General features: G+C 41.7%; 21 protein-coding genes and 2 tRNA genes. 22 read left to right on the top strand and 1 reads right to left on the bottom strand.

The features are described 5' to 3' along the window. Positions 1–94: 94 nt before the first annotated feature. From luxS to greA, 11 genes are all read left to right on the top strand, one after another. Positions 95–604 (top strand): S-ribosylhomocysteine lyase, encoded by a 510-nt coding sequence (gene luxS, locus ORI98_RS06885; protein WP_188840721.1) that lies wholly within the window; start codon positions 95–97, stop codon positions 602–604. A 261-nt stretch (positions 605–865) separates the two neighbouring features. Then, positions 866–2,935, top strand: coding sequence for a TonB-dependent receptor (locus ORI98_RS06880; RefSeq protein ID WP_306134733.1), 2,070 nt, complete (start codon positions 866–868; stop codon positions 2,933–2,935). 481 nt (positions 2,936–3,416) lie between these two features. Beyond that, positions 3,417–4,751, top strand: a complete 1,335-nt coding sequence (locus tag ORI98_RS06875) for a Na(+)-translocating NADH-quinone reductase subunit A (protein WP_306134732.1) — start codon at positions 3,417–3,419, stop codon at positions 4,749–4,751. Continuing rightward, entirely contained in the window at positions 4,751–5,950 is a 1,200-nt protein-coding gene (locus ORI98_RS06870; protein ID WP_261297339.1) for an NADH:ubiquinone reductase (Na(+)-transporting) subunit B, read from the top strand. Before ORI98_RS06875 ends, ORI98_RS06870 begins: the two co-directional genes overlap by 1 nt. Continuing rightward, positions 5,943–6,737, top strand: a complete 795-nt coding sequence (locus tag ORI98_RS06865; RefSeq protein WP_261297338.1) for a Na(+)-translocating NADH-quinone reductase subunit C — start codon at positions 5,943–5,945, stop codon at positions 6,735–6,737. The genes ORI98_RS06870 and ORI98_RS06865 overlap by 8 nt, the downstream gene beginning before the upstream one ends. Beyond that, on the top strand, positions 6,737–7,369 hold the full coding sequence (locus ORI98_RS06860; protein WP_188840556.1) for an NADH:ubiquinone reductase (Na(+)-transporting) subunit D: 633 nt from the start codon (positions 6,737–6,739) through the stop codon (positions 7,367–7,369). The genes ORI98_RS06865 and ORI98_RS06860 overlap by 1 nt, the downstream gene beginning before the upstream one ends. Positions 7,370–7,374: 5 nt before the next feature. After that, positions 7,375–7,983 (top strand): NADH:ubiquinone reductase (Na(+)-transporting) subunit E, encoded by a 609-nt coding sequence (nqrE, locus tag ORI98_RS06855; RefSeq protein ID WP_261297337.1) that lies wholly within the window; start codon positions 7,375–7,377, stop codon positions 7,981–7,983. 47 nt (positions 7,984–8,030) lie between these two features. Then, positions 8,031–9,278 (top strand): NADH:ubiquinone reductase (Na(+)-transporting) subunit F, encoded by a 1,248-nt coding sequence (nqrF, locus tag ORI98_RS06850; protein WP_261297336.1) that lies wholly within the window; start codon positions 8,031–8,033, stop codon positions 9,276–9,278. Positions 9,279–9,404: 126 nt separating this feature from the next. After that, the gene (locus tag ORI98_RS06845; RefSeq protein WP_371931129.1) at positions 9,405–10,385 is read left to right on the top strand and encodes an FAD:protein FMN transferase; all 981 of its coding nucleotides are present in this window, start codon (positions 9,405–9,407) and stop codon (positions 10,383–10,385) included. 25 nt (positions 10,386–10,410) lie between these two features. After that, positions 10,411–10,632 carry a (Na+)-NQR maturation NqrM gene (nqrM, locus tag ORI98_RS06840; RefSeq protein WP_188840560.1) on the top strand — a complete coding sequence of 74 codons (222 nt, stop codon included), beginning with the start codon at positions 10,411–10,413 and terminating at the stop codon, positions 10,630–10,632. 266 nt (positions 10,633–10,898) lie between these two features. Continuing rightward, a complete protein-coding gene (gene greA / locus ORI98_RS06835; protein ID WP_306134730.1) occupies positions 10,899–11,375 on the top strand; it encodes a transcription elongation factor GreA in 477 nt (158 codons plus the stop codon). A 109-nt stretch (positions 11,376–11,484) separates the two neighbouring features. Here greA and yhbY read toward each other — a convergent pair whose 3' ends face one another. Continuing rightward, a complete protein-coding gene (yhbY, locus tag ORI98_RS06830; protein ID WP_188840562.1) occupies positions 11,485–11,784 on the bottom strand; it encodes a ribosome assembly RNA-binding protein YhbY in 300 nt (99 codons plus the stop codon). Between the two features lie 90 nt (positions 11,785–11,874). Between yhbY and rlmE the strand changes: the two genes are divergently transcribed. The 11 genes from rlmE to infB all read left to right on the top strand — a co-directional run bounded on the left by rlmE (position 11,875) and on the right by infB (position 23,178). Then, positions 11,875–12,504 carry a 23S rRNA (uridine(2552)-2'-O)-methyltransferase RlmE gene (gene rlmE / locus ORI98_RS06825; RefSeq protein ID WP_261297328.1) on the top strand — a complete coding sequence of 210 codons (630 nt, stop codon included), beginning with the start codon at positions 11,875–11,877 and terminating at the stop codon, positions 12,502–12,504. A 46-nt stretch (positions 12,505–12,550) separates the two neighbouring features. Continuing rightward, positions 12,551–14,518, top strand: a complete 1,968-nt coding sequence (gene ftsH, locus ORI98_RS06820; protein WP_306134729.1) for an ATP-dependent zinc metalloprotease FtsH — start codon at positions 12,551–12,553, stop codon at positions 14,516–14,518. A gap of 76 nt (positions 14,519–14,594) precedes the next feature. After that, positions 14,595–15,449, top strand: a complete 855-nt coding sequence (gene folP, locus ORI98_RS06815; RefSeq protein WP_306134728.1) for a dihydropteroate synthase — start codon at positions 14,595–14,597, stop codon at positions 15,447–15,449. Between the two features lie 37 nt (positions 15,450–15,486). Then, positions 15,487–16,824, top strand: a complete 1,338-nt coding sequence (glmM, locus tag ORI98_RS06810; protein WP_261297325.1) for a phosphoglucosamine mutase — start codon at positions 15,487–15,489, stop codon at positions 16,822–16,824. Positions 16,825–16,973: 149 nt separating this feature from the next. After that, positions 16,974–17,756: a triose-phosphate isomerase gene (tpiA, locus tag ORI98_RS06805; RefSeq protein WP_188840567.1), complete on the top strand. Its 783-nt coding sequence runs from the start codon at positions 16,974–16,976 to the stop codon at positions 17,754–17,756. Between the two features lie 5 nt (positions 17,757–17,761). Next, a complete protein-coding gene (gene secG / locus ORI98_RS06800) occupies positions 17,762–18,097 on the top strand; it encodes a preprotein translocase subunit SecG (RefSeq protein ID WP_261297324.1) in 336 nt (111 codons plus the stop codon). A gap of 12 nt (positions 18,098–18,109) precedes the next feature. Continuing rightward, positions 18,110–18,196, top strand: a tRNA-Leu gene (locus tag ORI98_RS06795). A gap of 83 nt (positions 18,197–18,279) precedes the next feature. Further along, positions 18,280–18,356, top strand: a tRNA-Met gene (locus ORI98_RS06790). A 160-nt stretch (positions 18,357–18,516) separates the two neighbouring features. Next, positions 18,517–18,972, top strand: coding sequence for a ribosome maturation factor RimP (rimP, locus tag ORI98_RS06785; protein WP_261297323.1), 456 nt, complete (start codon positions 18,517–18,519; stop codon positions 18,970–18,972). 31 nt (positions 18,973–19,003) lie between these two features. Next, a complete protein-coding gene (gene nusA, locus ORI98_RS06780; protein ID WP_261297322.1) occupies positions 19,004–20,503 on the top strand; it encodes a transcription termination factor NusA in 1,500 nt (499 codons plus the stop codon). Positions 20,504–20,529: 26 nt separating this feature from the next. Continuing rightward, positions 20,530–23,178, top strand: coding sequence for a translation initiation factor IF-2 (gene infB / locus ORI98_RS06775; protein ID WP_306134727.1), 2,649 nt, complete (start codon positions 20,530–20,532; stop codon positions 23,176–23,178). Positions 23,179–23,197: the final 19 nt, after the last annotated feature.

Genomic DNA, 23,197 nt, shown 5'->3' with positions numbered 1-23,197 from the left:
GTTAGTGAATGTTAATGTTACTATATCGCCATTACCGTTAAATACGTTTGTTAATGTTCTAACCTGTAAACGTATCCATTTTTGGGAGAAAACCATGCCGTTATTAGACAGTTTTACCGTAGACCATACCCGTATGAATGCGCCTGCAGTAAGAGTTGCTAAACATATGAGCACACCGAAAGGCGACACGATTACTGTGTTTGATTTACGTTTTTGCGCACCAAATAAAGATATATTAAGTGAGCGTGGTATTCACACTCTCGAGCATTTATTTGCTGGTTTCATGCGCGATCATTTGAATGGTGACAGTGTCGAGATTATTGATATTTCACCCATGGGCTGTCGCACCGGTTTTTATATGAGCCTCATTGGTCAGCCTTCAGAGCAAGATGTTGCTAATGCTTGGTTGGCGGCAATGGAAGATGTATTGAAAGTGACACAACAAAAAGATATTCCAGAATTAAATGAATATCAATGTGGAACCTATGAAATGCACTCACTTGAACAGGCACAAGATATTGCCAAAAACATCATTGCAGCAGGTGTAAGTGTTAATAAAAATGATGATCTTGCTCTAAGTGGTGAGATTTTAGGCACACTTTGATCTTATTGAAGTATTCAAAAAGCGGCACACAGCCGCTTTTTTTGTGTCTGAAATATTATATTTTAACAAGTGTATTTAGGTAGGGTGTTTAGATTGATGTAAATAAAGGATTTTTGTTGGCGATTAAGGTTTGGTGGGTGCAAGGTGTTGGATATTCTTTGGCGGTATGTGAATGATGCTGTTTTTGTGTTGCTGAAACCGTTATTGTATACAACATTAAGCCGTAATTTTACAAAGCCAAGATAGAATATGGAGATTTATATGTCTGATCGCTCTTTTAGCGTTTCAATGGTAGCGTCTGCAGTGGTGTTAATTCTGGGTAGCTTTCCCAGTATGGCTGATACAGTAACTGAATCATTTGAAACGAAAAACTCTCATATCGATATGGGGCAGGCTGACGTCTCCTTATTTCATTATCGCCAATCGTCTAACTTACTTGCTCAAACTGGGGTTACTGTCCATCCCAATGTGGCAAATGCAGATAACGCTATTTCAATCCGTGGTGCCACCAACGGCATAGCGGTAATGCAAGACAACATTTTTTATTCTGCAGCACCTTATTCAGCTCAAAATCTTGTTTCCTTACCTAATTTGTTTTTTCAATCTTCACTTTCAAGCAACAAGCAAACAAATGTAGGACAAGGTGGTCAAGGCTCTTTTGGTGTACTTGATTACACTACCGCTGTCATTAGCGAACGTGACACAGATGCCATCGTTAATATCGAAATCGATGAAGATGGTTCTCCTGCTGGTGGGTTAATCGTCAGCGGTAAAACTAAAGAATATGGCATGCTCTTGGGCGTTGATTATCAAAAAAGTGAAGATGATGCAGGATTTAACACTAGTTTTGATGATAAACATGAAAAAACCGATATCCTCTTTAAAATCAATGCTGGCAGTTTAGCTGGGGCGCGCAATCCGCAAAAAACAGAGTTCAGTTACCATTTTACAGATACCAGACTAGATAATAGCAGTATTGGCTTGACTGAAAACGATTTTTCACTAGCGCCTGATAACCGTTATGCGGCAACACAATTAGATTATGAAAAAGGCAAACGTCAACGCTACGCTTTAGCACATCAAGTGAATTTAAGCGGTTCAACAATGTTTACCGACTTTTATTATCAGAGCTTCTCGCAGGAGGGGCAGGACACCTTGTTTGTTGATGATCAATTGATTAATCGCCAATTGTTGCAGCAACTCTCTGAATTTGAGAAAAATCCAACTGCTCAAGGGTTAACAACGAATACTGCAATATCAGACAATGATTTTGATGGCTTTGGTGTACAAACCAAAGGGATCAGTATGTATGGGGCCCATGAGGTGACGTATCAGGCCAGATATCACACTGATAAAGCTGAAATAAAAGTAAGCCAATTAGATTATTTTCTTGGCGAAAACCTTCATTTAGCCTTGCAAGATACTCTTTATGGAGTATCAGATTATACTGATGAAGCGGATGCGATTACGTCATCAGTTAATACCAAACTTAACTATGATGCTTGGTCAGTCAACATTGGGCTAGGGTACGAACATGTTAGCGTGAGTCGAGAGCTTGGTAATAATACTGACTTAATGACAGCGGCTGATTTTTCTGATGACGGTTGGTTACCAACTATTGAAGTGGCTTATAAAAATGATGCATGGCTTTTTGCCTTAAGTGCTAAACAAGCTTGGACCGCTGCATCTGCAGGAAATAGCCAGCAACGCGCACAAGAGGCGCTGCAATACCAGTTAGCATTGCAATATCAGCAAGGGGCATTTGTTGCAGGCTTAAGTACCTATATACATGATTTTGATAATCAACATGTCACCTGCCAGTGGGGGATAAATTGTCTGCCCGGGCAAGAAGCCGCGCAGGTGAATTTAAAAGATGTTGCTGTCAATGGCGTTGATGTAAATCTTGATTACAGTATGACATTTGACAGCTTTTCGATCCCTATGTCGTTAGCTTATACCTACAGCCAAGCAGAATTTGGCCAAACTGATTGTGACGCCATTATTGGATGCTATAGAGATGGTGAGCAGCTACCTTGGGTACCTGAACAGCAATTAAGTGCCAGTATTGGTGTGATGATGGGACAATTTAGCCTAGTTGCGAATGGTCTGTATCAGACAGAAACAGGCAATGCATTTACACCAGGAAATTATGGTGTTGATTCTCAGCTTAAAGTCGATTTAGCAGCAAAGTATCAAATGACACCATCACATGAATTTTATGTGCGTGTAGAAAATCTACTAGATGAAGATTTAGTCGCTAAAAATTATCAAATGGGCATGTTACAGCAAACCGAAATGACAACGTATCTAGGCTATCAAGGTCATTTTTAATGAAAGTCAAAAACAGACTTGCGTTAATACGTTAAGCTAACCTGTTTATTTGATGGTAAAGCTTGTTCTAGTTGATAAATAATTCGCTTGTGTTTAAAAAATGTTAACGCCCTTGGCAATTTAGCGAGGGCTTTATTCATCACTTCTAATATTTAAAAAAATTCATTTCAAAAATATTTCTTTTAAAATTAATGCTATAGTTTTGTTCGCACGGTGCCTCCACGCTATTATTGATTGGTTATAACGCCACACTCTGCTTTGCGCTAGTTTAGGGGGCAAAGTTGGTGCATTGGTTTGAAAACACCTATTATTTTCGTGGCGATAGTCTCATATTTGGGGTAAAATGCGCGCGACCAGCGTGATTACGATCGCATTTCCGTGTTAAACCTGCGCTAGCTCAATAATGGTGTGTTTGTTAACATATTGTTTTTGTAGCGGAACGTGGCGCATTGTCTTTCCTTCAAACGTAGTGCTTGTGGATATGATTACAATTAAGAAAGGATTGGAACTGCCTATAGCAGGCGGACCAGAGCAAGTTATCCATGATGGCCCAGCCATTAAACATCTAGCTACTTTGGGTGAAGAGTATATTGGCTTACGTCCAACGATGAAAATTAAAGTGGGCGATAAAGTACAAAAAGGCCAGGTTCTTTTTGAAGATAAAAAGAATTTAGGCGTTAAATATACAGCTTTAGCCAGTGGTACTATTTTAGAAATTAATCGAGGTGCAAAGCGTGTACTTCAGTCTGTTGTTATTGCGGTGGAAGGTGACGATAGCGTTGCGTTTACTCAATATGATGCAGGTACATTAGACACGTTAGACTCGCAAGTTGTTCGCGACAATCTGATTGAATCAGGTTTGTGGACTGCATTGCGTACGCGCCCATTCAGCAAAGTGCCGGCCGTTGATGCTACGACGCAAGGTATTTTTGTTACCGCGATAGATACACAACCTCTTGCTGCCGATCCTGTGGTAGTCATTGCCGAACATAAAGATGATTTTGCTAATGGTTTAAAAGTGCTTGCACGTTTAACTGAAGGCAAAGTTTACTTATGTAAAGCTCCTGGAGCCGATATTCCTTCAGCAAATGCCCAAGTGGCAGAGTTTGCAGGTAAGCATCCAGCAGGTCTTGTAGGTACTCATATTCATAATATTCTTCCAGCTTCAGCTAAACGTAGTGTTTGGCATGTTGGCTATCAGGATGTTATCGCAATTGGCCAATTATTTACTCAAGGTGTGTTAAACACTGAGCGTGTTATTGCCATTTCAGGCCCTAAAGCCAAACAACCTCGTTTAGTGAGAACTCACATTGGCGCAAGCATTGCTGAGTTAACATTAAATGAAGTGCAAGACGGTAACGTTCGCGTTATTTCTGGTTCGGTATTAAATGGACGTGAAGCTAAAGGCCCACATGCATATTTAGGTCGTTACCACGCACAAGTAAGCTTAGTTGAAGAAGGTTACGAAAAAGAGTTATTTGGTTGGGCAATGCCTGGTGCCAATAAATATTCGATTACTCGTGCATTCTTAGGTCACTTAAGTCCTTCTCGTTTATTCCCAATGACAACCAGTACCGGTGGTTCTGACCGTGCGATGGTACCCATTGGCAACTATGAACGTGTTATGCCACTAGATATTCTTCCTACCATGTTATTACGTGACTTAGTGTCAGGTGATTATGATGGCGCGGTGACACTCGGTGCTCTTGAGCTAGATGAAGAAGACTTGGCGTTATGTACTTTCGTATGTCCAGGTAAGTATGACTATGGTTCATATCTACGAGACTGTTTAGATACGATCGAGAGGGAAGGCTAATGAGCTTGAAAGATTTTATCGAGCGTATTGAACCGCAATTTGAAAAAGGCGGAAAATACGAAAAGTGGTATGCCCTTTATGAAGCGGCAGCCACTGTATTTTATACTCCAGGTAAAGTGAACAAGGGTAGAACCCATGTTCGTGATAACATCGACCTAAAGCGTATGATGATTACGGTTTGGGCGTGTACATTTCCAGCAATGTTTTTTGGTATGTACAACGTGGGTTTACAAGCACAAGTGGCATTAGCTGCAGGCTTTGGTACTCCTGATGTTTGGCAAGTTGGATTGTTTGAATTATTTGGTGCTCAGTTAACCGCTGACTCAGGTATTGCATCATTGATGTGGTATGGTGCATGTTTCTTCTTACCTATCTACGCAGTGACTTTCGCTGTAGGTGGTTTCTGGGAAGTCTTATTCGCCTCTGTCCGTGGTCATGAAGTTAACGAAGGCTTCTTCGTTACATCTGTACTGTTTGCGTTAACCTTGCCAGCAACAATTCCTTTATGGATGGTAGCTTTAGGTATTACGTTTGGTGTCGTTGTAGCTAAAGAAATCTTTGGTGGTACCGGCCGAAACTTCCTAAACCCTGCGCTAGCTGGTCGTGCGTTCCTGTTCTTTGCTTATCCTTTAAGTATGTCAGGTGACACGACATGGGTTGTTGCTGATGGTTTCTCTGGTGCAACTGCATTAAGCCAAGCTGCACAAGGCACATTTGATTACGCAAACAACGCGACTTGGATTGATGCCTTTATGGGCTTTATTCCTGGCTCAGTGGGTGAAGTTTCTACCTTTGCTATCCTATTAGGTGGTTTAGTCATCATCTATACTCGCATCGCTTCATGGCGCATTGTGGGTGGTGTGATGATTGGTATGGCTTCAATCGCAACGTTATTGAATGTTATTGGTAGCGACACTAATCCAATGTTTGCCATGCCATGGCATTGGCACTTGGTACTAGGTGGTTTTGCTTTCGGAATGATGTTTATGGCAACAGACCCTGTGTCTGCGTCATTTACTAACTCTGCAAAGTGGGCCTATGGCATCCTAATTGGTGCAATGGTGGTGTTCATCCGTGTGATTAACCCTGCATTCCCTGAAGGTATGATGTTAGCAATTTTATTCGCTAACTTATTCGCGCCGTTATTTGACCACTTCGTCGTTCAAGCAAATATCAAACGGAGGATCGCACGTGGCTAGTAATAAAGATTCGTTTGGAAAAACATTATTTGTTGTGATTGGTCTTTGCTTTGTCTGCTCGATGTTTGTGTCTACAGCAGCCGTTTTGCTTAAGCCAACACAACAAGAAAATAAGCTTTTAGATAAGCAAAAGTACATTCTTGAAGCGGCGGGTTTAGTGGATACTAAAGCTGGCAAGCTTGAAAAGAAAACCGTTATCGACACGTATAATAAATACGTAGAAGCGCGTCTGGTTGATCTTAAAACCGGTGACTTTATAGAAGGTAACGCAGATACTTTTGATGTTGAAAAGGCAGCTCGTACTCCTGCAACGTCTTTCAAACCGCAGCACGATATTGCGTCGGTTAAGCGCGTGGCAAACACAGGTGTTGTTTATCTGATTAAAGATGATAACAAGCAACTACAGACTGTGATTATTCCTGTTAAAGGGTACGGTCTATGGTCAACGATGTTTGCATTCTTAGCTGTTGAAGCGGATATGAACACCATTCGTAGCCTTGTGTATTATGACTTTACTGGTTCTGGTGAAACACCAGGTCTAGGTGGTGAAGTTCAAAATCCACAGTGGATCGCTAAGTGGGAAGGTAAAAAACTTTATAATGAGAATGGTGAGTTAGCTATTCAAGTGACCAAGTTACCGACAGTAGCCGCTTCTGTTCATGGTGTTGATGCATTATCTGGTGCAACGTTAACCAGTAATGGTGTCCAACATTCATTAACATTTTGGTTAGGTGAAGAAGGTTTTGCTCGCTTTATTGAAAAAGCACGCAATGGAGGACTTAGCTAATGGCTAATGCTAAAGAACTGAAGCAGGTTCTAACCGGACCAATCATCAATAATAACCCAATTGCTCTGCAAATCTTGGGTGTCTGTAGTGCCCTAGCTGTTACCGCTAAAATGGAAACCGCTATCGTAATGACATTAGCATTGACGGTTGTGACTGCGTTTTCTAACTTGTTTATTTCGCTTTTGCGTAATCACATTCCTAGCAGTGTTCGTATCATTGTTCAAATGACCGTTATTGCATCTTTAGTAATTGTCGTAGACCAAGTATTACAAGCTTATGCTTATGATATTGCGAAGCAGTTATCTGTATTCGTTGGTTTGATTATTACTAACTGTATCGTAATGGGTCGTGCTGAAGCTTATGCAATGAAAACACCTCCAATGATGAGTTTTATGGATGGTATCGGTAACGGTTTAGGTTACGGTGCAATCTTATTATCAGTAGGCTTCATTCGCGAATTATTCGGTAACGGTTCATTATTCGGTATTGAAATCCTCAGCAAAATCTCTGACGGTGGCTGGTATCAACCAAATGGTTTATTACTACTTCCACCAAGTGCATTCTTCTTGATTGGTGGTTTAATCTGGATGATACGTACTTATAAGCCAGAGCAAGTAGAAGCAAAAGGGTAAGCAGAATGGAACATTATATTAGTTTATTAATTCGTTCAATATTCATTGAGAACATGGCATTAGCCTTCTTCTTGGGTATGTGTACCTTCTTAGCTGTGTCTAAAAAAGTGACGACCTCGATGGGTTTGGGTGTAGCAGTTATTGTGGTTTTGGCCATTTCAGTACCTGCTAACCAAATCATCTATCAAGGTTTACTTGCCCCTGGTGCACTGGCTTGGGCTGGCGTTCCAGAAGCAGACTTAAGCTTCTTGAAGTTTATTACCTTTATTGGTGTGATTGCAGCGCTAGTACAAATTTTGGAAATGACTTTAGATAAGTACTTTCCACCTTTATACAACGCGTTAGGTATCTTCTTACCATTGATTACTGTTAACTGTGCGATTTTCGGTGCGGTATCATTTATGGTTGAGCGCGACTATAACCTAAGCGAAAGCGTAGTGTTTGGTATTGGCTCTGGGATCGGTTGGGCGTTAGCAATTGTATTGTTAGCGGGTATCCGTGAGAAAATGAAGTATTCTGATGTGCCAAACGGTCTACGTGGCTTAGGTATTACCTTTGTTACAGCAGGTCTTATGGCTCTAGGTTTCATGTCGTTCTCTGGTGTTTCTTTGTAAGAAGTACTGAGACGAAGCATTAATTTGAACCTTTAAGGAATAAGTGAATGGGTATTCTTGAATCTACTCCAATAGATGTTTATCTAGGTGTGAGTATGTTTACCGTTATCGTACTGGTGTTGGTTTTAGTGATTTTATTTGCTAAATCGAAACTGGTTGCGAGCGGTGATATCACCATTGGTATTAATGGTGATGCTGACAAAGCAATTAAAACAGGCGCAGGTGGCAAGTTACTTGGTGCTTTATCAAACAGCGGTATTTTCGTATCTAGCGCATGTGGTGGCGGTGGCTCTTGTGGTCAATGTCGCGTACATATCAAGTCTGGTGGTGGAGACATTCTTCCTACCGAACTTGATCACATTAGCAAAGGCGAAGCCCGTCAAGGTTGTCGTTTAGCTTGTCAGGTTAACGTTAAAACCGACATGGAAATTGAGCTAGAAGAAGAAATCTTCGGTATCAAAAAATGGGAATGTGAAGTTATCTCTAACGATAACAAAGCGACTTTCATTAAAGAGCTTAAGCTGCAAATTCCTGATGGCGAATCAGTTCCATTCCGCGCAGGTGGATATATTCAGATTGAAGCACCAGCTCATCATGTTAAATATGCTGAGTTTGATGTCCCTGAAAAATATCGCGGCGATTGGGAGCATTTTGGTTTCTTCAAGTTAGAATCAAAAGTAGACGAAGAAACTATTCGTGCATACTCAATGGCTAACTATCCAGAAGAGTTTGGCATTATTATGCTAAACGTGCGTATTGCAACGCCACCACCACGCAATTTGAGCTTACCTTGCGGTAAGATGTCATCATTCATTTGGAGTTTAAAAGCCGGTGATAAAGTGACAATCTCAGGTCCGTTTGGTGAGTTCTTTGCAAAAGACACAGATGCTGAAATGGTATTCGTTGGCGGTGGTGCTGGTATGGCTCCGATGCGTTCGCACATTTTTGACCAACTTAAGCGTCTTAACTCTAAGCGTAAGATGAGCTTCTGGTACGGTGCTCGTTCTAAGCGTGAAATGTTCTATGTGGAAGATTTTGATGGCCTAGCGGCTGAGAACGAAAACTTCCAATGGCATGTTGCATTATCAGATCCTCAAGCTGAAGATAACTGGACGGGTTATACAGGTTTTATTCATAACGTATTATATGAAAACTACCTGCGCGACCATGATGCACCAGAAGATTGTGAGTTCTATATGTGTGGACCTCCAATGATGAACGCAGCAGTTATTGCGATGTTAAAAGATTTAGGCGTTGAAGATGAAAACATCTTACTAGATGACTTCGGCGGTTAAGTTAATTAAATTAAGGTGCTATTAGAGCACCTTAATTTTTTGTAAATTGCAGTTCGTTAACGGACTGCAATTTTTGTTTTATAGAAATAGAGCATTATGGTTAATTTACTTCGCAGCGTTATTTTTATGGCAGTGATAAGCCTTATCACTGCGTGTTCTCAGCCTGAACCGACTTTACAGTTAGCCGGTAAAACCATGGGCACAACTTATCACATTACTGTGATTCGAAATGATCAATTACCTGAAGCAAACTTACTGCAAACCGAAATCGATATGGCACTTGAAATTGTCAATAATCAAATGTCTACCTATCGGCCAAATTCTGAGTTATCGCGATTTAATAAACTGCAGATAAGGCAAGGAACGGAAGTCTCTCCTGATACACTGACAGTGGTAAAAGAAGCGATTCGTTTATACAAGATCACCGATGGTGCATTGGATATTACTTTAGGCCCATTGGTCAATCTTTGGGGCTTTGGCCCTGATAAACGCCCAACTACATCCCCATCGTTAGAGGCCATTCAAGCCGCTAAAGCCAAGACGGGAATATCAGAGCTAACAATAGATGGCAATCGACTCATTAAAGATAATGCTGATTTGTATGTCGATTTATCATCAATAGCCAAAGGTTTTGGTGTGGATAAAATTGCCAGCTTATTAGACAAGTACCAAGTGTCTGGTTATCTCGTTGAGATAGGTGGCGAAATTAGTGTTAAAGGCCACAAGGCTGATGGCAGTGAGTGGCGTATCGCGGTAGAAAAACCGAGTGAAGATGGCCAAGAGGTGCAACAAGTCATTGAACTTGGTACAATGGCATTAGCTACGTCAGGTGATTATCGTATTTACCATGAAGAGAATGGCGAGCGTTTTTCACATCTCATAGACCCGCGTAGCGGCTATCCGATTAAGCATAAATTAGCTTCAGCTACGGTATTACATAAAAGTTCAATGACTGCAGATGGTTATGCTACAGCCATGATGGTTCTTGGGACTGAAGCATCATTAGCACTTGCCAAAGAGCAGAATTTAGCAATAATGCTGATTGAAAAGCAGGAACAGGGTTATCAGGTCTATTACAGTGAGGCCTTCAAGCCTTATCTTGATTAAACCATCCATTAAACTGGAGTCCAAAATGAGCGAGTTAATAGCGACATTTGTGGTGTTATTAGTTTTTTTCGTCTTAATGTCAATTGGTTATATTGTTAAGAAAAAAGCTGTGGAAGGAAGCTGTGGCGGCCTTGGTGTGTTAGGCATCGAAAAAGCCTGTGATTGTGATGATCCTTGCGACAAACGTAAACGCCGCATGGCGGAAGAAGAGCGCCGTGAGAAGTTAGCGCAAAATCGCATCATTTAGCATTTTATCTTTTCAATAATTTGAATGAGTTTTGTGTTTAACAGCCCACGATTGAAGTGGGTTGTTTTGTTTATTTACTTCAAAGGCAGCATTTTTACTCATCTGACTAGCAAGTCTGTTAAAGCTTAGGTAAGCTGTTGCCATTATCTGTGTATATCCCTGTCGAATTACTTTTAACTTGTTAGAGTAAGTCATTCCAAACCAATTTTAATTGTGTTGATAATTTATCGACAAGGGATGCTTTTGTTTTATGGAGATCGCTTAACATGAATAAAGTTCCAATGACTGTTGTTGGTGCTGATCAATTACGTAAAGAATTAGAAATCTTAAAATTTGATCGACGCCCTAAAATTACCGAAGCAATTGCATCTGCCCGTGAGCTTGGTGATTTAAAAGAAAATGCTGAGTACCATGCCGCACGAGAAGAGCAGGGTATTTGTGAAGCGCGTATTCGTGATATTGAAGGCAAATTATCGAATGCTCAAATCATCGATGTCACTAAAATCGAAAATACTGGGCGAGTTATTTTTGGTACGACAGTGGCTATTTTGAATCTCGAAACCGATGCTGAAGTTACTTACCGTATCGTTGGAGATGATGAGGCAGATATTAAGCAAAACTTAATTTCAGTTAACTCTCCAATTGCACGTGGCTTAATTGGTAAAAATGAAGGTGACGAAGTGGGTATTGCAACACCTGGTGGTATCACCGATTACGAAATCATTTCGGTTGAATACATCTAACATCAATAAATTGCTATTGATTAGATAATAAAAAACCACTGCAAGGCAGTGGTTTTTTGTTACTGAATAATTCAGAAAATAAACTAATAAATTAGCTCATTAATAATGATTATTTCGCTTTTGGAATAGCAATCTTCATTTCTGGAGACTGACGGAATATAACGAGAATGTGGCCGATAGTTTGCACTTTCGTAGACTGAGTTTCACGTATAATGGCGTCAACGATGGCATTTTTAAGTTCTCTATCAGAAGAGGCTACTTTCACTTTGATCAATTCGTGATGATTAAGAGCGCTATCAATTTCAGCCAGAACACCTTCAGTCAAACCATTGGCACCAAGCATCACAACTGGCTTTAAACTGTGTGCCAATCCCTTTAGATGCTGTTTTTGTTTGGTTGTTAAGTTCATTTATACCAACTTTTGCTGAGTTACTGTTGAAAAACGGCTATTCTACCCTTATATACTCTTTATGTAACTCTCAATCGTTGCGGAATTTCGATGGTAGCTAAAAAACGTACGGCCAGTTCGAGTCGTTGGATGCAAGAACACTTTGATGATCATTATGTGAAATTAGCTCAAAAACGGGGGATGCGCTCTAGAGCTGCATTCAAGTTAGAGGAAATTCAGCAAAAAGATCAATTAATTAAGCCTGGAATGACAGTGGTCGATTTAGGTGCAGCCCCAGGAGGATGGTCACAAGTTGCCGTTAAATTGGCTGGTGATAAAGGTAAAGTCATCGCCTGTGACATTTTGCCTATGGATCCAATTGTGGGTGTTGATTTCCTTCAGGGTGATTTTAGAGAAGAAAAAGTACTTGAAGCTTTGCTTAGTCGTGTAGGTGAAGATAAAGTGGATGTGGTATTATCCGATATGGCACCTAATATGAGTGGCGCAGATGTTGTTGACCAACCACGAGCTATGTATTTAGTTGAGTTAGCGTTAGACATGTGTCATCAAGTATTGGCGCCAAACGGCTGCTTTGCCGTCAAAGTCTTTCAGGGGGAGGGGTTTGACGATTATATGAAGTCGGTTAAAGAAGCATTTAAGGTTGTAAAAACCCGTAAACCTGACTCTTCTAGAGCACGTTCTAGAGAAGTCTATTTAGTGGCGACTGGTTACAAGTTGTAGTAGTCTAATATCCATTATCGCAAGACTGTAATAGAGGTCTAATAATTTGAGTGACATGGCAAAAAATTTAATACTCTGGGTCGTCATCGCTGTTGTGTTGATGTCGGTGTTTCAGGGTTATTCCCCTACTTCTTCGAACTCGCAGAAGATGGATTATTCCGCATTTCTTGATAATGTTCGCGATGGTCAAATTAATACTGTTGAGATTAAAAGTGACCAACGTACGATTGAAGGAACAAAGCGTACAGGTGAGAAATTCACTACAATCATGCCTATGTATGACCAAGATTTAATCAATGATCTTGATCGTAAAGGTATCTCGATGAAAGGCCAAGAAGCGGAAGAATCAAGTTTCTTGACGCAAATCTTCATTTCATGGTTCCCAATGTTGCTGCTTATCGGTGTATGGATTTTCTTCATGCGTCAGATGCAAGGCGGCGGCGGTAAAGGCGCAATGTCATTTGGTAAAAGTAAAGCCAAGTTGATGAGCGAAGATCAAATAAAAACGACTTTTGTTGACGTAGCAGGCTGTGATGAAGCAAAAGAAGAAGTAAAAGAATTAGTTGATTATTTACGTGACCCGACAAAATTCCAGAAACTCGGTGGACGTATTCCTACTGGTGTTTTAATGGTAGGTCCTCCGGGGACAGGTAAAACCTTACTTGCAAAAGCTATTGCTGGTGAGTCAAAAGTACCATTCTTTACTATTTCAGGTTCGGACTTTGTTGAAATGTTTGTTGGTGTCGGTGCATCTCGTGTACGTGACATGTTTGAGCAAGCTAAAAAATCAGCGCCTTGCATTATTTTTATCGATGAAATCGATGCTGTTGGTCGTCAACGTGGTGCTGGTTTAGGCGGTGGTCATGATGAACGTGAACAAACCCTAAACCAAATGCTAGTTGAAATGGATGGTTTTGAAGGAAATGAAGGCGTCATTGTGATTGCTGCGACTAACCGTCCAGACGTTCTTGACTCTGCCTTATTGCGTCCGGGACGTTTTGATCGTCAAGTTGTTGTGGGCTTACCTGATGTTCGTGGCCGTGAACAAATTCTTAAAGTTCATATGCGTAAAGTGCCATTGTCAGATGACGTAAAAGCCAGTGTTATCGCTCGTGGTACTCCTGGATTCTCTGGTGCAGATCTAGCTAACCTAGTCAACGAAGCGGCGCTGTTCGCAGCCCGTGGCAATCGTAGAATGGTGGGTATGGAAGAGTTTGAGCGTGCAAAAGATAAAATCATGATGGGTGCAGAACGTCGCTCAATGGTTATGTCTGAAGCAGAGAAAGAAATGACCGCATACCATGAAGCAGGTCATGCGATTGTAGGCTGCTTAGTACCAGAGCATGATCCTGTGCACAAAGTGACGATTATTCCTCGTGGCCGGGCATTGGGTGTGACTTTCTTCTTACCAGAAGCTGACGCAGTTAGCCAAAGTCGTCGCAAACTAGAGTCACAAATTTCCGTAGCTTATGGTGGACGTTTAGCTGAAGAGTTAATTTACGGTAGCGAGAAAGTGTCTACTGGTGCTTCTCAGGATATTAAATATGCGACTTCGATAGCGCGTAACATGGTTACTCAATGGGGCTTCTCTGATAAGTTAGGTCCATTACTGTATGCTGAAGAAGAAGGTGAAGTATTCTTAGGTCGCAGTATGGGCAAAGCTAAGGGAATGTCTGGTGACACTGCGGCGTTAATCGATTCTGAAATTAAAGTCTTTATTGATAAAAACTACCAACGTGCAAATCAGCTTTTGACTGATAACCTTGATATTTTACATGCAATGAAAGATGCACTGATGAAGTTTGAAACTATTGACGCATTGCAAATTGACGACTTGATGAATCGCCGTGAAGTTCGTCAACCCGCTGATTGGCAAGTTGATGACTCATCTGACGATAAAGGGAATAGTAAACCTCAAGCGGCAGAAGATGATAAAGCAGAAGACGTCGTTTCAAGTGCCGATGACGCATCTAAAAAAGATGAATTGAATACAGACGAATCACCTGCTAAATAAGCTGATGTGATGAGTAAAGAAAACCCCGAAAGGGGTTTTCTTGTTTAATAAGAAAACATTTACGGGTTATTAAATCATGTTCAAATTATCGCATGGTGAGAAGCTATTAGAACTGACTCAGCCAATTGTTATGGGCATTGTGAATGTCACTCCAGATTCTTTTTCAGATGGTGGAACGTTCAATCTTTTTGAGCGCGCATGTCAGCATGTTGATCATATCATTGAGCAAGGGGCGAGGATCATCGATATTGGTGGTGAGTCAACACGGCCTGGTGCTACTGAAGTAACTGTCGAGCAAGAACTTGATAGAGTGATTCCTATCATCAAATATACCGCGTCAAAACATGATGTATGGATTTCGATAGACACAAGTAAACCCGAAGTGATGAGGCAGGCTGTTGCTGCCGGTGCAAATTTGATTAATGATGTAAGAGCATTGCAATTACCTGGTGCTTTAGCCATGGCTGCAAGCTTGAATGTGCCTGTTTGCCTAATGCACATGCAAGGTCAACCTCAAACAATGCAAAACTCACCTGAATATAAAGATGTCTTTAAGGATGTATTTGAATTCTTTGAACAACGAATTTCAGCTTGTGAGGACGCAGGGATCACAAGAAGCCAGATTATATTAGATCCAGGCTTTGGCTTTGGTAAAACTTTAGCGCATAATTACCAGCTATTAGCAGGGTTAGCGGCATTTCATCAGTTCGACCTACCGATATTAATTGGTTTGTCGCGAAAAAGTATGATCGGTGATTTGTTACAACGAAACACTGCAGAACGTCTTGCTGGCAGCTTGGCTGGTGCATTGATAGCAGCACAACATGGTGCTCATATTATACGTGTACACGACGTGCCCGAAACCGTCGATGTATTAAAGGTGATGGCTGAGACATGCAGTTACGCTAGGCATGTAGCTAATCAAGATTAAAGAAAAAAACTGAGTGAATTCACTTAAGTGGGGAAACGTGAAACAAAGACAATTTTTTGGCACCGACGGCATTCGAGGCAAGGTCGGTTCAGGCAAAATGACACCTGAGCTTGCATTAAAACTGGGGTGGGCTGCTGGTAGAGTATTATCTCGAAGTGGTACAAAGAAAGTCATCATCGGTAAAGATACTCGCATATCAGGCTATTTATTTGAGTCAGCTTTAGAGGCGGGTTTATCCGCTGCAGGCTTAAATGTGTTATTGCTTGGCCCTATGCCTACGCCTGCTGTTGCCTATTTAACGCGAACATTTAGAGCAGAAGCCGGTGTTGTGATCAGTGCATCGCATAATCCATATTATGATAACGGTATTAAATTTTTCTCTACTGATGGCAGTAAGCTCGATGATGCGATTGAATTAGAAATTGAAGCAGAACTAGAAAAACCGCTAATTTGTGTTGAATCACATTTACTCGGAAAAGCACGTCGAATTGATGATGCTGCTGGTCGCTATATCGAATATTGTAAAGGCAATTTCCCTGCTGAACACACTCTCACTGGACTTAAAATTGTCGTCGACTGTGCCCACGGTGCCACTTATCATATCGCTCCTAGTGTCTTTCGTGAGCTAGGTGCTGAGGTGGTTGCTATTGGTGATAAACCTGATGGCATGAACATCAACGATAAAGTTGGTGCAACTTCAATGGCGAAGATTTGTGAAACCGTATTAGCCGAAAATGCAGATCTTGGTATTGCATTAGACGGTGATGGCGACCGAATTATGATGGTCAATCGCCGTGGTGAAGTAATTGACGGTGACCAAATTCTTTACATTTTGGCTGTTGATGCCCAAAAGCGCGGGGTATTAAAAGGTGGCGTTGTTGGCACTTTAATGTCCAACCTAGGGCTTGATTTAGCCTTACAAGATTTGAATATTCCTTTTGTTCGCTCTAATGTTGGCGACCGTTATGTGATGGAGCTGTTAAAGCAACATGAATGGCGTATTGGTGGTGAAAACTCTGGCCATATTCTCAACTTAGATCACGGTACCACTGGCGATGGCATTATCGCGGGCATTTTAGTTCTGGCTGCAATGCGCCGACAAAATGCAAGCTTAGAGTCTCTTACCGAACCAATGAAAATGTTACCGCAAGTATTGGTCAATGTGAGATTTGAAGGTAGTGATAATCCATTAGATTCAGATGCCGTCAAATCAGCCCAGGCTTACGTTGAACAGCAACTAGGTGCTCGCGGTCGCGTTCTATTAAGAAAATCGGGAACTGAACCGTTAATTCGCGTTATGGTGGAAGGTGATGATCACGATCAAGTACTCGCATTTGCAAATAAAATTGCCGAGTCGGTAAAACAGGCCTGCTAATCTTAAAAATAAATAGTCATATTTAATTTATGCTGTCGCTGGGGTGAAAAATAACCACTTCGACAGCTTATTGTAAATATTCATCTATTACCTATTGTAACTTGATAAGTGGTTCGCTATTATTCACGCCGCTTTCAGAGGAGACCGTGATGGCACTCAGACGACCTATGGTAGCTGGCAACTGGAAAATGAATGGTAATTCGGCATTAGCCCAAGAGTTATTCAAGAAGTTTGCTTCGAAGCTGCAAAATGATTCAGCTGAAGTGGTTTTATGCCCGCCTTCAATTTATCTTGAAAGTGTTAGGCAACTGCTTGAGTCAAATAAGCAAACCTTAGATGGTGCGCTTGTTAGAATGGGCGCTCAAAATCTTAGTCAACATGATTTTGGTGCGTACACCGGTGAAATATCCGGGCAGATGCTAAAAGATTCAGGATGTCGATATGTGATTATTGGCCATTCCGAACGTCGCCGTATGTACGGAGAGACGAGTAACATAGTAGCAGAGAAATTTGCTGCGGCTCAAAAACATGGTTTGACCCCTATTTTATGTGTAGGTGAATCAGGTCCAGCTCGTGAAGCAAGACGTACTTTTGAAGTTATTGCTGAAGAACTAGATATCGTCATTGAAAAAAATGGCACCATGGCTTTTGATAATGCAATTATCGCCTACGAACCCTTATGGGCAGTAGGAACAGGTAAAAGTGCAACTCCAGAGCAGGCACAAGAAGTTCATGCGTTTATTCGCAATCGCCTGTCTGAAGTATCTCCATTTATTGGAGAGAATATCAGGATTTTATACGGTGGGAGTGTTACGCCGAGTAATGCGGCAGATATTTTCGCCCAACCTGATGTTGATGGTGGACTGATTGGCGGAGCTAGCTTAAATTCGTCCGAATTCCTAAGTTTATGTTCCATAGCAATGAGCGCGTAATTATTATGTACGAAGTTCTTATAGTTGTTTACTTGGTGGTAGCAATTGGCCTAGTTGGTCTGATTCTTATTCAACAAGGTAAAGGCGCCGACATGGGCGCATCATTTGGCGCAGGCGCGTCAGGTACGTTATTTGGTTCTAGCGGTTCAGGTAATTTTCTAACACGAAGCACAGCCATTTTAGCAATCGCTTTCTTCGCGTTAAGTTTAATTATCGGTAATTTAAGTGCTAACCATAACAAAGCTGAAGATAAGTGGAACGATTTAGGTTCAGCAGCTGAGCAAATCATTGATGATGCACCAGTTGTAGAGCAACAGTCAGAAACTAAGATTCCTGACTAATTACCAGATTAAGCCGAGGTGGTGGAATTGGTAGACGCGCAGCCTTGAGGTGGCTGTGTCCTAACGGACGTGCGGGTTCAAGTCCCGCTCTCGGCACCAGTTAAAAAATGTTCAGTTGAATGGATTTTACTGAATAGTTATTGCAAGGTAAGACGTAAGTCAATATACTTGCACTCAGTTGACGCGGGATGGAGCAGTTTGGTAGCTCGTCGGGCTCATAACCCGAAGGTCGTCGGTTCAAATCCGGCTCCCGCAACCAGCTCCCTGTTATTGATTTTCTGATAACAGATACAGGTTCTATAATAAAATAGCCTCGTAATTACGGGGTTTTTTGTTATATGGACTTTTGATATTCCGTGTTTTTAAGGCGGATTTGATAGGGGCTTTTAGCCCTTTTTTTGTTTTTTTGGGGGTCATTTTTGGCAACACTAGAATCAAGATTGGTAGAGATGTTAGCTGTACCAGTTGAAGCACTTGGTTTTCAGCTTTGGGGCATCGAATATGTTCAGGCTGGTAAACACTCAATCGTACGCGTTTTCATTGATCACGAAAATGGGATCAATATTGAAGATTGTGCCGAGGTGAGTCGTCAAGTAAGTGCGGTACTTGATGTTGAAGACCCAATTTCAACAGAATTTACACTAGAAGTATCTTCCCCTGGGGTTGATAGACCGCTATTTAATGCTCAGCAATATGCGGCATATATCGGCGAAGATGCAAAAGTACAATTGACTATGCCTGTTGCAGGTAGTCGTAATTTAAAAGGCGCCATTTCTAAAGTTGAAGGTCAAATGCTGACAATCAAAGTAGATGGCAAAGACTTGGTTGTTGCTTTGGATAATATCCGCAAAGGCAACATCATCGCAAAATTTTAATAGTTTCAGGTGAAGAACGAGGCTAGACCAAATGAATAAAGAGATCCTGCTAGTAGCAGAAGCGGTTTCAAATGAGAAAGCGGTTCCGCGTGAGAAAATTTTTGAAGCGTTAGAAATTGCGCTTGCTACAGCAACCAAGAAAAAATACGAAGGCGATATTGAAGTTCGTGTTGCAATTGATCGTAAAACTGGCCACTACGACACTTTCCGTCGTTGGATGGTGGTTGATGATCAAGGTGAAGCTTTGGAAAATCCATATAGCGAAATCACCCTTGAAGCTGCCCGTTACGAAAACCCTGAACTTCAACCTGGCGATTATGTAGAAGACGAGATCGAATCAGTCGTATTTGACCGTATTACTACCCAAACAGCTAAACAAGTGATCGTACAGAAAGTACGTGAAGCTGAACGTGCTCAAATTGTTGAACAATTTATTGAGCGTGAAGGCGAAATTGTTACCGGTGTTGTTAAAAAAAGCACCCGTGAAAACGTGGTTGTTGATTTAGGTAACAACGCTGATGGTGTGTTATTCAAAGAAGACTTAATCAGCCGCGAATCTTTCCGCCCAGGCGATAGAGTGCGTGCATTACTTTATGCAGTACGTCCAGAAGCTCGCGGTGCGCAAATATTCTTAACTCGCAGCAAGCCTGAGATGTTGATTGAGCTTTTCCGTGTTGAAGTACCAGAAATTTATGACGAATTGATTGAGGTTATGGGCGCTGCTCGTGATCCAGGTGCTCGCGCCAAAATCGCAGTAAAGTCTAATGACCGTCGTATTGATCCAATCGGTGCGTGTGTTGGTATGCGTGGAGCACGTGTTCAAGCGGTTTCAAATGAACTTGGTGGTGAGCGTGTTGATATCGTGTTGTGGGATGATAATCCAGCACAATATGTGATTAACGCGATGGCCCCAGCAGATGTCGCTTCTATCATCGTTGATGAAGATAACCATTCGATGGATATCGCCGTTGAAGCTGACAGCCTAGCGCAAGCAATTGGTCGTAATGGCCAAAACGTACGTTTAGCCACTCAACTTACTGGTTGGGAATTAAACGTAATGACAGTTGAAGATATGAATAAGAAACACCAGGCAGAAAGTGCCAAGGTAATCGATTTATTCGTATCTTCACTCGATGTAGATGAAGATTTTGCATCAGTATTAGCGGAAGAAGGATTTACTTCATTAGAAGAGATCGCTTACGTACCTGAAGCAGAGTTATTAGCAATTGACGGATTTGATGAAGATATTGTTGCCTCGTTACGTGAACGTGCGAAAGCGGCGATTTCTACTCGTGCACTGGCTTCTGAAGAAGCATTAGATGGTGCACATCCAAGTGAAGACTTATTAGCGCTTGAAGGTTTAGAAACTCACCTTGCATTTGTTTTAGCAAGTAAAGGTGTAGTGACATTGGAAGACCTTGCAGAGCAAGGTATCGATGATTTAATCGAGATAGAAGAATTGACAGAAGAAAAAGCAGGTGAGCTCATCATGGCAGCCCGCAATATCTGTTGGTTTGGCGAAGAAGCATAAGTCGATCAACAGAGGGGATTTAATTGATGGCAGATACAAGTTTAGATAAATTAGCTCAAGAAGTGGGCAAAAGTGTTGATCGTTTAGTTGAACAGTTCAACGAAGCCGGTATTAAAAAAACCAAAGCTGATACCGTTTCAGAAAAAGAGAAACAGCAGCTGTTAGACTTTTTGAAAAAACAACACGGTGGCGACTCCGCACCAACCAAAATGACATTACAGCGTAAAACGGTTTCTACGTTAAGCGTGTCTGGTTCTGGCGGGCAGTCAAAAGATGTGAAAGTAGAGGTGCGTAAAAAACGTACTTTTGTTAAGCGCGAAGATACCGACATCGCAAAACAAGAAGCTGAAGCAAAAGCAAAAGCTGAAGAAGAAGCTAAGTTAAAAGCGGCTGCTGAAGAAAAAGCAAAAGCAGATGCTAAGGCAAAAGCCGATGCTGACGCAAAAGCTAAAGCGGCTAAAGAAGCTGAAGCAAAAGCAAAAGCTGCCAAAGCACCAAAAGCTGAACCTAAAGCAGATAAACCTTTAGATCCAGCTGCTCAAGCTGCAAAAGAAGAAGCTGAGCGTATCAAAGCGACTCAAGAAAAAGTATTAACCCAAAAGCAAAAAGAAGAAGCAGACAAAGCCGCAGAAAAAGCGCGTAAATTGGCTGAAGAAAACTCTAAGCGCTGGGCTGAAGAAGAACGTCAACGTATTGAAGCAGAAAAGAATGGCGATCACCATGTGACCACATCGAAAGTAGCTCGTGCTGCTGAAGATAGTTCAGATATGGATGATGAAAAACGTGGACGTCGTGCACGCAACAAAAACACCAATAAAAAACGTGGTGGAAAAGATGCTCGTGACGGACGTGAAAGACATATGCGCCGTAACACTGCGCCTCAATCTATGGCTCATGGCTTCAACAAGCCAGTTGCCGCAGTGAATCGTGACGTTCGTTTAGGTGAAACGGTTACTGTTTCTGAACTTGCCCATTTGATGGCCATTAAAGCCACTGAAATCATCAAGCAAATGATGAAAATGGGTTCAATGGTTACTATTAACCAAGTACTTGACCAAGAAACGGCACAAATGGTTGCTGAAGAAATGGGTCATAAAGTTGTTCTGCTTCGTGAAAACGAACTTGAGCACCAAGTGCTTCAAGACCGCGATGATAACGTTAAGTTAGAAACTCGTGCGCCAGTAGTGACTATTATGGGTCACGTTGACCACGGTAAAACGTCGTTACTTGACTATATTCGTCGTGCAAAAGTTGCTGCAGGCGAAGCCGGTGGTATTACTCAGCATATTGGTGCTTATCACGTTGAAACTGAAAACGGTATGATCACCTTCCTAGATACACCTGGTCACGCCGCGTTTACTTCTATGCGTGCCCGTGGTGCTAAAGCAACAGATATTGTTATCTTAGTTGTTGCTGCTGATGATGGTGTAATGCCACAGACTATTGAAGCTATCCAGCATGCTAAAGCCGGTAACGTGCCTTTAATCGTTGCGGTTAACAAAATGGATAAGCCAGAAGCCGACCCAGACCGTGTTAAGAGTGAATTATCACAACACGGCGTTATGTCTGAAGATTGGGGCGGAGACAACATGTTTGTCCACCTTTCAGCTAAAACGGGTGAAGGCGTTGATGAACTGTTAGAAGGCATCTTACTTCAATCAGAAGTATTAGAGCTTAAAGCGGTTCGCGATACTATGGCTGCCGGTGTTGTTATTGAATCACAGCTTGATAAAGGCCGTGGTCCAGTTGCCACCATTCTTGTTCAAGAAGGTACGTTACGCCAAGGCGATATCGTTCTTTGTGGATTAGAATACGGTAAAATCCGTGCAATGAAAGATGAAAATGGTAAGCCAATTACTGAAGCTGGCCCATCGATTCCTGTAGAGATCTTAGGTCTATCAGGTGTGCCATCAGCAGGTGATGAAGCCACAGTTGTACGTGATGAGCGTAAAGCTCGTGAAGTTGCACTTTATCGTCAAGGTAAATTCCGTGACGTTAAACTTGCTCGTCAGCAGAAGTCTAAGTTAGAGAACATGTTCGCTAATATGACCGACGGCGAAGTTCAAGAGTTGAACATCGTCCTTAAAGCAGACGTTCAAGGATCTTTAGAAGCGATTTGTGATTCATTACAAGGCTTATCTACTGAAGAAGTTAAAGTGAACATTATTGCTCGTGGCGTTGGTGCATTAACAGAAACTGATGCAACTTTAGCTGCCGCTTCAAATGCTATCATGGTTGGTTTTAACGTTCGTGCCGATGCACAAGCGCGTAAGACTATTGAAGCAGAAAGCGTTGATTTACGTTACTACAGCATCATTTATAACTTAATTGATGAAGTACGTGCTGCAATGACAGGTATGTTAGCACCTGAATTCAAGCAAGAGATCATTGGTCTTGCTGAAGTTCGTGACGTGTTTAAGTCACCGAAACTTGGTGCCATTGCTGGTTGTATGGTTACTGAAGGTATCGTCAAGCGTAGCGCGCCAATTCGTGTATTACGTGAAAACGTGGTTATCTATGAAGGCGAGCTAGAGTCACTACGCCGCTTTAAAGATGATGCACAAGAAGTGCGTAATGGCATGGAATGTGGTATCGGGGTTAAGAATTACAACGATGTGCGCGTAGGCGACCAAATTGAAGTGTTCGAAATCATCGAAGTAGCGAGAACGCTATAATATGTGAAAGGGCGGCATT

Origin of the sequence: Shewanella sp. ULN5, from assembly GCF_030731885.1 — a bacterium.
GTDB lineage: Bacteria > Pseudomonadota > Gammaproteobacteria > Enterobacterales > Shewanellaceae > Shewanella > Shewanella holmiensis.
The sequence above is the reverse complement of the archived record's forward strand: the minus strand, read 5'-3'. Positions and strand labels throughout refer to the sequence as shown.